General features: G+C 71.3%; 8 protein-coding genes. 6 read left to right on the plus strand and 2 right to left on the minus strand.

The genetic code is table 11. The annotated features are described in order from the left end of the window. Positions 1-659 precede the first annotated feature (659 nt). The 5 genes from ACOJUJ_RS28790 to ACOJUJ_RS28810 all read left to right on the plus strand — a co-directional run bounded on the left by ACOJUJ_RS28790 (position 660) and on the right by ACOJUJ_RS28810 (position 4,073). Positions 660-1,103: a hypothetical protein gene (locus ACOJUJ_RS28790; protein ID WP_420130377.1), complete on the plus strand. Its 444-nt coding sequence runs from the start codon at positions 660-662 to the stop codon at positions 1,101-1,103. Between the two features lie 46 nt (positions 1,104-1,149). After that, positions 1,150-1,593: a DUF3293 domain-containing protein gene (locus tag ACOJUJ_RS28795; RefSeq protein ID WP_420130378.1), complete on the plus strand. Its 444-nt coding sequence runs from the start codon at positions 1,150-1,152 to the stop codon at positions 1,591-1,593. Between the two features lie 72 nt (positions 1,594-1,665). Further along, positions 1,666-2,334, plus strand: coding sequence for a CBS and ACT domain-containing protein (locus tag ACOJUJ_RS28800; protein ID WP_420130379.1), 669 nt, complete (start codon positions 1,666-1,668; stop codon positions 2,332-2,334). Next, a complete protein-coding gene (locus ACOJUJ_RS28805) occupies positions 2,331-3,512 on the plus strand; it encodes an acetoin utilization protein AcuC (RefSeq protein ID WP_420130380.1) in 1,182 nt (393 codons plus the stop codon). The genes ACOJUJ_RS28800 and ACOJUJ_RS28805 overlap by 4 nt, the downstream gene beginning before the upstream one ends. A 3-nt stretch (positions 3,513-3,515) precedes the next feature. Next, on the plus strand, positions 3,516-4,073 hold the full coding sequence (locus tag ACOJUJ_RS28810) for a GNAT family N-acetyltransferase (RefSeq protein WP_420130381.1): 558 nt from the start codon (positions 3,516-3,518) through the stop codon (positions 4,071-4,073). 136 nt (positions 4,074-4,209) lie between these two features. On the opposite strand, the gene ACOJUJ_RS28815 is transcribed toward ACOJUJ_RS28810, so the two are convergent. Together ACOJUJ_RS28815 and ACOJUJ_RS28820 are read right to left on the minus strand one after the other, a co-directional pair. After that, complete coding sequence (locus tag ACOJUJ_RS28815) at positions 4,210-5,190, minus strand: NAD(P)H-quinone oxidoreductase (RefSeq protein WP_420130382.1); 981 nt, start codon at positions 5,188-5,190, stop codon at positions 4,210-4,212. Next, positions 5,190-6,842: an N-acetylmuramoyl-L-alanine amidase gene (locus ACOJUJ_RS28820; protein WP_420130383.1), complete on the minus strand. Its 1,653-nt coding sequence runs from the start codon at positions 6,840-6,842 to the stop codon at positions 5,190-5,192. Before ACOJUJ_RS28820 ends, ACOJUJ_RS28815 begins: the two co-directional genes overlap by 1 nt. A 900-nt stretch (positions 6,843-7,742) precedes the next feature. Between ACOJUJ_RS28820 and ACOJUJ_RS28825 the strand changes: the two genes are divergently transcribed. Then, complete coding sequence (locus ACOJUJ_RS28825) at positions 7,743-8,888, plus strand: transglycosylase SLT domain-containing protein (RefSeq protein WP_420130384.1); 1,146 nt, start codon at positions 7,743-7,745, stop codon at positions 8,886-8,888. Positions 8,889-9,065 lie beyond the last annotated feature (177 nt).

A 9,065-nucleotide genomic window follows, 5' to 3' on the forward strand; every position in this document is an offset into this window, starting at 1 on the left:
CGCCATCGAGCGCCTTCTGCGCCAGGTGAGCGACGACTTCAACCGCCACTTCGGGTAAGCGGCGTCTCTCGCGCAGCGGACAGATTGAGCTGCGTCCGCGGGGCGGCCCCCCCCGGCACGCCCCACACCCCCCCCACCCCCCAAAAACAAAGGGGGGGGGTTTGGGTTGGGCGGGAGAGAGGCGCGGCGGGGGGGCGCGCCCGCCGGGGGACGCCTGCGGACGCAGTTCGATGCCTTTCGTCGAGCCACGATCGGGGATCTGTCCCGATCCTTCCGCAGCGCGATCGAAGTCTCCCCCTCTCCGCGAGGCACGAGCGGGGAGGGGGCCGGGGGGCGGGCCGGGGGGAGGGGCACCGCGGACGCAGTGCGATGCACTTCGACGAGCCCCGGATCTCCGTAGCCAGCCGGCCGGACATCGCCCGAAACCTCTCCCCACCATCACCGTAGTCCCCTTCACGGCCCGCGCCGTTGGGGCAAGGCCGTGCAGGGCTGCGCCGCTCGCGCGTTGTACACACCGGTCGCTCCGGGAGCAGCCCGCCACGCGTATTTTCCGCGAATTTCCATCTTCTTGCCGCCCCTCCGCATCCGTACAAAACGGAACACTGGCGCAGAGACTGGGTAGGCATGTATCGTACAGGAACCCGATCCAGAGGTGACCCATGCGACGCACGTACGGACTGGCCGCCGCGGTAGTGGCCCTTGCAGTCCTGACGGCGGTGAAGCTGCGCGCGCAGCAGGACTGGTCGCCGCCGTCACGGGAAATGCCGGAGATGCCCGCCAGCTCACAGTTGGGCGGCGGATGGCGCGGCGCGCTGGGCGGTTGGTTCCGCGGCGCCGGCGAAGGGCTGGACGGCATTCGCGCCGTGGGCGAAGAAATGCCGCGCGGAATGGACGCCAAGCCGCGGATGGTACGCTTCATGGGCGGCTCGCGCCCCGTGGCTTCGTGGACCGACCGCAACGGCGACGGACGCGCGGACCTGGTGGAGGTCTATCGCGGCGGTGCCGTGGCGTACCAGCTGATCGATGCCGATTACGACGGCACCGCGAACGTGCTGCGCGTTTATGACGCCTCCGGCGCGCTTGCGCGAGAAAACCGCTACTGACCAGAAACCCGACGTGGTACCCTCCACCTTTACAGCCGCCACGCTCGTGAGCGACGCCGAGCTCCTTGACGCCTACCGGGGCACCACCTGGACCGTCGAGATGACGGCCGGCACCCTGGACGTGCGCCTGGACGCCCTGGCCGACCCGCAGCTGCGGCCGTCGGGGATCGTCACGGCGTACAACCCGGCCTCCATCGCCCGCACCCCCGACGAGAACCGGTCGGCCGACCAGGAGCTGCTGCGCCACGTGCGCTCGCTGGGCGTGCAGTTTCGCCGCGTGGTGGGTGCAGGCGGCGGCGGGGCCGGCGTGGACGCGTGGGAGGAGCCCGGCTTTCTGCTGCTGGGCGACGTGCGGCCGCTGCTGGTGGAACTGGGGCTGGTGTTTGGGCAGAACGCGGTGGTGTGGATCGATTCCACCGGCGCCGCCAGCCTGGTGAACACCCGCGCCGGCTTTGCCGGAATGCGGCCCGGGCAGAAGATCGACCTCTGATTCGTTGACAACTCCCGCGGGCGCGCCGTCCACAGACGGCCCGCCGCGCCCGCGTCGTTTTCCCAGGTAGACATGCTGGTCAAAAAGCGGATGACCCACGACCCCGTCGTGGTTTCGCCCCGCCATTCCCTCGCGGACGCCCTGCGGCTTACCCGGGAGCGCCGCATCCGCCACCTTCCCGTGGTGGACGAGGGCGTGCTGGTGGGGATCGTTTCGGACCGCGACGTGCGCACGGCCATGCCGTCCACGCTCACCGAGCCCGACGCGGAGCGGGTGGCGTTCCTGGACCGTACGCCCATCAGCGCCGTGATGCGGTCGGACGTGGACAGCATTGGCCCGCTGGACACGGTGGAAGACGCGGCCAAGCTCATGCGCCGCCGCCGCATTGGCGCGCTGCCGGTGGTGGACGCGCACGGCGCCGTGCTGGGCATCCTGTCGGAAAGCGACGTGCTGGACGCGTTCGTGGAGATCCTGGGGCCCGCCAACGCCTCGCGGCTGGAGATCGGCCTGCCGGACCGGGCGGGCGAGCTGGCCAGGGCCATGCGGATCATTGGCGAAGACCTGCGCGTGAACGTCTGCTCGCTGATGGTGCCGCCGGGCAAGCCGGACGAGCGGCGCGTGGCCATCGTCCACGTGAACACCATCGACCCGCGCGGAACCATCGCGGCGCTTGAGGCGGCGGGGTTCGAGGTGGGGTGGCCGTCGCTGGAGGCGGACCTGCGGCAGGGGGGCTTCGCGTGAGCCGGGTTCCCTGCGCGCTGGTGTGGGACCCGGCGGTAACCGGCTACAAGTTTCGCCCCGACCACCCGTTCAACCCGCGGCGGCTGGAGCTGGCCGTGTCGCTGATCGAGGCGCTGGGGCTGGTGGACGGCGGGATGGCGAAGGTGGTGCCGCCGCGGCTGGCCACGGAGGCGGAGCTGCTGGCGGTGCACAGCCGCGAGTACCTGGACGCGGTGCGGCGCTTCAGCGGCGGCGGCGACCGGGCCGGCGCGGGGCGCTGGGGGCTGGGGACGGACGACACCCCCATCTTTCCGGGGATGCACGACATCACCGCGTTGGTGAGCGGCGCCACCATCCGCGCGGCGGAGCTGGTGATGCGGGGCGAGGTGACGCGGGCGTTCAGCATCTGCGGCGGGCTGCACCACGCGCACCGCGACCGGGCCAGCGGATTCTGCGTGTACAGCGACCTGGCGGCGGCGATCGCGTGGATCCGGCGCGAGCACGGCGGCAAGGTGATGTACATCGACTACGACGCCCACCACGGCGACGGCGTGCAGGGGATCTTCTACGAGGATCCCGACGTGCTTACGCTCTCGCTGCACGAGTCCGGGCGCTACCTGTTCCCCGGCACGGGGTTCGTGGACGAGCTGGGCGACGGGGACGGATACGGCTACTCGCTGAACGTGCCGCTGGAGCCGTTTACCGAAGACGACTCGTGGCTCGACATCCACCGCAAGCTGATCCCCGAGGTGATGGAGGCGTACCGGCCCGACGTGGTGGTGCTGCAGTCCGGCTGCGACGGCCACGCGGCGGACCCGCTCACACACCTGCGCGCGTCCACCCGGCTGTACGAGGAAACGACCCGGATCGTCTGCGAGGCCGCGGACCGGGTGTGCGGCGGGCGGGTGATCGCCACGGGTGGCGGCGGGTACGCCGTCTGGAAGGTGGTGCCGCGCGCCTGGACGCTGGTGTGGGGGGTGCTGAGCGGGCAGGAGGTGCCCAACCGCATTCCGCACGAATGGCTGAACCGCTGGCAGGGCGAGGCGCCGGAGATGCTGCCGCCGCACGTTCGCGACGCCGAGGAGGACCACCGGCCGGTGCCGCGCCGTGCGGAGATCGAGGCGACCAACCGGCGCACGCTCGAGTCGCTGCGGCGGCAGGCGCTGCCGCTGATCCGTGGCTGGGGCCTGGGATTCTGAGCGATGACCGCGGATCCCCCCGTACCGTCCGCCATCCCCATCCGGGGGCTGGCGTTCCCCGTAACCCTCCGCGACCGCGAGGGGGGCATGTTCACCGTACGAAAGCTTCGGGACGGAGACCGCGCGCTGCTTGACGCCTTCTACGACGCGTTCGAGCCCAAGCGCGCGGCGCAGGGCCTGCCGCCGCAGGGCACGGCGCGCGTCCAGCGCTGGCTGGGCGACGTGCTGTCGGGCGGCGACCACCTGATCGTCGAGGTGGACGGCCGCCTGGTGGGCCACGCCATGCTGATGCCCACGGGCAAGGAAGGCGTCCGCGAGTACGCCATCTTTCTGGACCAGAGCGTGCGCGGCCGCGGCATGGGCACGCAGGTGAACCGCGTGTCGGCCGAGCTGGCGCGCACGCTGGACCTGCAGCGCCTGTGGCTTTCGGTGGAGCCGCACAACCGTGCGGCGGTGCGTTCGTATCAAAAGGCCGGTTACCGCTTTCGCCCCCACACGCTCTATTCGCCCGAGTTCGAGATGGAGCTCGATCTCTCCCCCGGTACCGAGGCTGCCGCGTAGACCGCCGGGAACGGAACTGAGGAAGGGTACAGAGGGGCAGACAAAAGCCAGAGGAACAGAGGAAATCATTCGTCCTCTGTTCCTCTGGCTTCTTCTGTCCCTCTGTACCCTTCCTCTTTGGGTTCTTTCGGACGGGCTACCAGGTCAGAACGATCTTGCCGAAGCTGGCGTTCTCCTCCATCCGCTCGTGGGCGGCGCGGATGGCGTCCATGGGAAAGACGCTGTCGATGACCGGGCGGATGCGGCCGGACGAGATGAGCGGCAGCACGGCGTTGGAGAACTCGCGGGCCAGCGCGATCTTTTCCTCCAGCGGGCGGCTGCGCAGCACGGTGCCGAACAGGTGAATGCGGCGCCGCAGCAGCAGGCCCAGGTCCACCTCCACCTTGCTTCCCCCCGTCGTCCCTACGACCACCACGCGGCCGCGCAGGGCGACGACGCGCAGCGACGCCTCCAGCAGCTTGCCGCCCACCAGATCCAGCACCGCGTGCACGCCGCTGCCGTAGGTGGCCTGGTTCACCGCCTCGGCCAGGTCCTCCTTCGACGTATCCACCCCCACCTCCAACCCCATCTCCATCGCCTGCTTGAGCTTGGCCCCCGTGCGCGAGGTGCCGATCACCGTGGCGCCCGCGGCGCTGGCCAGCTGCAGCGCCGCCGTCCCCACGCCGCTGCCCACGGCCAGGATCAGCAGCCGCTCGCCCATCGCCAGGTCCAGCTGGCGAAAGAGGGCGTCGTAGGCGGTCAGAAAGACCTCGGGGATGGCGGCGGCCTCTTCCCAGCTCAGGTTCTGCGGGATGCGGATCCCCTCGCGCTCGTGCACCACCACGTACTCCGCGTGCCCGCCGCCGCCCACGATCCCCATCACCCGGTTGCCCACGGCCCACAGCCCCGCGCCCTCGCCCACGGCATCCACTTCGCCCGCGTACTCCAGGCCCGGGATGTCAGCCGGGGCGCCCGGGGGCGCGGGGTAGTTGCCGCGGCGCTGCAGCAGGTCCGCGCGGTTCAGCGCGCTGGCGTGCACGCGTACGCGAATCTCGCCCGGCCCCGGCTGGGGGACGGGGCGGTCCTGCAGCGACAGGACCTCAGGCCCGCCCGGCTTGCTGATGACCAGCGCGCGCATCAGCGGCCGCCCCCCGCCTGCGCCGCCGCGCGCCCGCGCAGCCACGCCTCGATCCCCCGCACGTGCGCGTCCGCCAGCCGCTCCACGAACGCGGGGTCGCGCAGCGCGGCCTCCTGCTCGGGGATGGGCATGAACAGCGACTCGGTGAGCGTGGACGGCAGCCAGGTGGGCCGCGCCAGCGCCAGGTTCTGCTGCAGCGCGCCCAGGTCGCGGATGCGCGTCACGCCCACGATCTCCCGGTCCAGCTCGCGCGCCAGCCCGGCGGCGAACGGGTGAAAGTAGTACACGCTGGTGCCCATGGCCCGGAACGGGTTGGCCCCTTCGCCAAACGCGTTGTTGTGCACGGAGATCAGCATCTCCGCGTTGCGGCTCACGGCCAGCTGCACCCGCGCGCGCAGCTCTTCGGTGCTATTGGTGGAGCTGACCAGCCCCTCGCGGCCGGTGCGGGTGAGGATGACCTCGGCGCCCGCGGCGCGCAGCTTTTCCGCCAGCGGCAGGGCGATGGCAAGGTTGGCGTCGCCCTCGTACATCCCCGTGGGCCCGGTGGCGCCCGCCGGCGGGTGGCCGGGATCGATGACGATGCGGCGGCCCCGCAGCGGGTTCTGGGGATCGATCGCGGGCGGCTTGCGGACGCGCACCACCAGGTCGCCGTTGGCCTCGTACCACGCCTTGTACCCCCACGCGCCGCCCGCCAGGCTGAGCGTGAAGCGGGTGGAGCCCTCGCCCGCGGTCTGCTCGGCGGAGCGGAACCAGCCGCCGAACGGCGCGGCCGGGGTCATCGTTCCCCCCGTGGCGCCGTAGACGGTGACGATGGCGCCGGCGTCCGACGTTTCCACCAGGAACGGGCGGCCGTCCGCGCGCAGGCGCAGGTCCAGCCCGTCCGCATGCTGCGAGATGGCGCCGTTTACCGGGCCCGGCGCGGGCGGCGGAGACGCGGCCTCCGTCAGCGACAGCGCGGAGGCGTCGATCCACGCCTCGGTGCCGCCGTCCAGCCGCACGCGGTACTGCTGGCCCCGGCGCTCCGCCACGGCCAGCCGCGCGCCGCGGGGAAAGAACCAGCGGTAGGGGCCGGTAGGCGTGGGCCGGGCGTAGATGGCGTCGGAGCCACTGGCCAGCGTGTCCGCGCCGCCTGTGACGGTGCCCAGGCGCGCGGTGGCGTACACCGCGTTGGTCGACGGCGCGCTCCCTCCGCCGCCGCCACCCGTGGCGCGCGGCGCGTACGAGCGCGTCTCCGTGACCTCGCGGCCGCCGGCCTGCGCGCGCAGCCGCCACGCGCCGTCCGCCGGCATGGGCAGGTACGCGATAAAGGCGCCGTTGGCCGCGACCGGGATCGGCGTGCCGTTGATCTCCAGCGCCGCCTGTCCCGTGCCCAGGCTGCCGTAGACAAAGGTGGAGTCCACGTTGGGGCGCGCCTGGCCCTGGGTGGGATGGATGACGCGAATGGCCAGCGCGCCGTTCGCCGCGGGGATCGGCGGCAGCGCGGGGCTCACCGGCTGATAGACGATGCGCTGGATTGCCCCCGTGCCCCCGCCGGTTCCGATGCGGACGGTGTCGGCGGGGCCCGGGCGCGGCGACGGGCCCGTGGAGGGACCCGAGGGCCCGCACGCCGCCGTGAGGGTCAGCAGCGCGAGGGCTGCGAGATTGCGATGCATCTCTGGCTTTCCGGACGGGTGAACAGAGCGGGGGAGGGTGCGCTTCCCCCGCATCATCGGATTCTTGCCGCTCCCCCACTGCAAGCTGCGGGCAACTCCGTCGGCAGGGGGGCGGTGGCCGCTGGATCGAGGCTCGACGACAACGATCGAACGGGCGTCCGCCGGGGTGCCCCTCCCCCGGCCCCTCCCCGCTCGTTCCTCGCGGAGAGGGGAGTAGATGCCGGAAGATCGGAACTCGACGACAGGCACCGAACTGGCGCCCGCAGGCGCCCCCCCTCTCCCGGCCTCTCCCCCCGAACTGCAGGGGGGAGAGGAGAACTTCGACCGCGCTTCGACAAGGTGCGTCGCACCTCCCTCCCCCGCGCTGTTTGCGGGGGAGGGCCGGGGAGGGGGGCGGCCCACCATCCCGCACAACCTTTCTCGGAAGCACCCAAATCCCGGCCTCACACCCAACCTCCCCAAGTCTTTTTTGGGGGAGGTGCGAGCCTACGCGAGCGGAGGGGGCGCGGCCCTCGCGCTGTCCTGTGTGAATCACCCCGATCCCGGCCTCACGCCCAACCTCCCCCGGCAGTTTCGGGGGAGGTGGGCGAGTGGTGCTCGCCCGGAGGGGGCCGGCGCCGAACCGTCCGCAACGCGTCGCATCATCCCCACCTCTCCGTCCACATCACCCACGAAAAACTCGTAAACGTCTGCGCCGGATGAGCCTGCGCTGTTGGCGAAATCCGTCTCGCAGGTTGACTAAGCCGTTGATGCCGTTTAGCTTAGGTGCACACCAGCAAGGTTTTCTCCGCATCGCGGACGGGTCCCCAGGGTCCGGCCCGCAGCTCGACGCGCGGCACTCGCCGCAGACTCCGCAACCATCGCAGGACACAGCATCCCGCGTTAGCCATAGGAGGTCGCATGGAGTTCAGGTCCGCGTTTCCCGTCGCCGTGCTTCTGGGTGCCGTTCTCGGCGCCACGGCCGCAGGCGGTGAAAGCCGGGAGAATGCACCTGTTTCCACCGCCGCCGCCGGCATGGTTCGCGAAGCGAGCGCCGCGGTGGCGGACGCCACGTGGGACATTCCCGTGGTGCGCAACGCCCCGGTGGAGCGCTTCATCGGCATCTTCACGGGGCGGCAGCAGGACCGCATGGCGCTGTACCTCAAGCGCAGCGGCCGCTACGAGGGGATGATCCGCGCCAAGCTGCGCGAGCGCGGCATGCCCGAGGACCTGCTGTACCTGTCGATGATCGAATCCGGCTTCAACCCCACCGCCAAGTCGCACGCGTCGGCCGTGGGCCTGTGGCAGTTCATCGAGGACACCGGCGAGCGATACGGCCTGCGCGTGGACGGCTACGTGGATGAGCGCAGGCACCCGGAAAAGAGCACCGACGCCGCGCTCAGCTACCTGGAAGACCTGCACGGCCAGTTTGGCTCGTGGTACCTGGCCGCCGCCGCGTACAACACCGGCGAGGGGCGCGTTGCCCGGGTGATGAAGCAGGTGACGGGCAAGGAAAAGGGCCGCGACGCCGACTTCTGGCGCATCCGCAGCCGCCTGCCCAGCGAAACCCGCGAGTACGTGCCGCTGATGGTGGCGGCCGCGCTGATCGGCAAGGAGCCGGCAAAGTACGGGCTGGGCGGCGTGCAGCGCTGGATGCCGCTGGAGAGCGACGAGGTGCAGGTGCCCGCGGGCACAAAGCTGTCGCTGGTGGCCGAGGCGGTGGGCGTAAGCGAGAACGAGCTCAAGCGCCTGAACCCGCACCTGGTGCGGGCCATGACGCCCCCTGGCAAAAAGGCCTACGCCGTGCGCGTGCCCCGCGGCCGCACGGACCGCTACGCCGCCAACTTTGCCACGCTGCAGACGCGCGCCGCCGAGGACGCGGCCCGCGAGCGCCGCGAGGAGCAGCGCCGCCTGGCCGCCGTCCGCCGCCACACGGTGCGCCGCGGCGAGAGCCTGTGGACCATCGCGCGCCGCTACGACACCACGGTCAAGAAGGTGCAGAGCGCCAACAACCTGGGCCGCCGCAACCGCATCCGCCCCGGCCAGCGCCTGGTGATCCCGTCCTGACGGGGTGAGGGTGGGACGATGAGGACCGGCCGCCGCGAGATCGTTCGCGGCGGCCGGTTTTGTGTTGGTGGATGACCAGTCAATACCAATTTCTCGCAGTTCGTTGTGCAATCCAGAGGAACGACGGAAAAGCATCACGCGGAGGCGCGGAGGAACGGATGAGGCGCGGAGGCGTTT

Source organism: Longimicrobium sp., from assembly GCF_048594345.1.
GTDB lineage: Bacteria > Gemmatimonadota > Gemmatimonadetes > Longimicrobiales > Longimicrobiaceae > Longimicrobium.

Bases quoted from the DNA above. Each gene is read 5' to 3' on its own strand.
- ACOJUJ_RS28790 (WP_420130377.1), top strand. From the start codon at position 660: ATGCGACGCACGTACGGACTGGCCGCCGCGGTAGTGGCCCTTGCAGTC.
- ACOJUJ_RS28800 (WP_420130379.1), top strand. From the start codon at position 1,666: ATGCTGGTCAAAAAGCGGATGACCCACGACCCCGTCGTGGTTTCGCCC.
- ACOJUJ_RS28810 (WP_420130381.1), top strand. From the start codon at position 3,516: ATGACCGCGGATCCCCCCGTACCGTCCGCCATCCCCATCCGGGGGCTG.
- ACOJUJ_RS28815 (WP_420130382.1), bottom strand. From the start codon at position 5,190: ATGCGCGCGCTGGTCATCAGCAAGCCGGGCGGGCCTGAGGTCCTGTCG.
- ACOJUJ_RS28820 (WP_420130383.1), bottom strand. From the start codon at position 6,842: ATGCATCGCAATCTCGCAGCCCTCGCGCTGCTGACCCTCACGGCGGCG.
- ACOJUJ_RS28825 (WP_420130384.1), top strand. From the start codon at position 7,743: ATGGAGTTCAGGTCCGCGTTTCCCGTCGCCGTGCTTCTGGGTGCCGTT.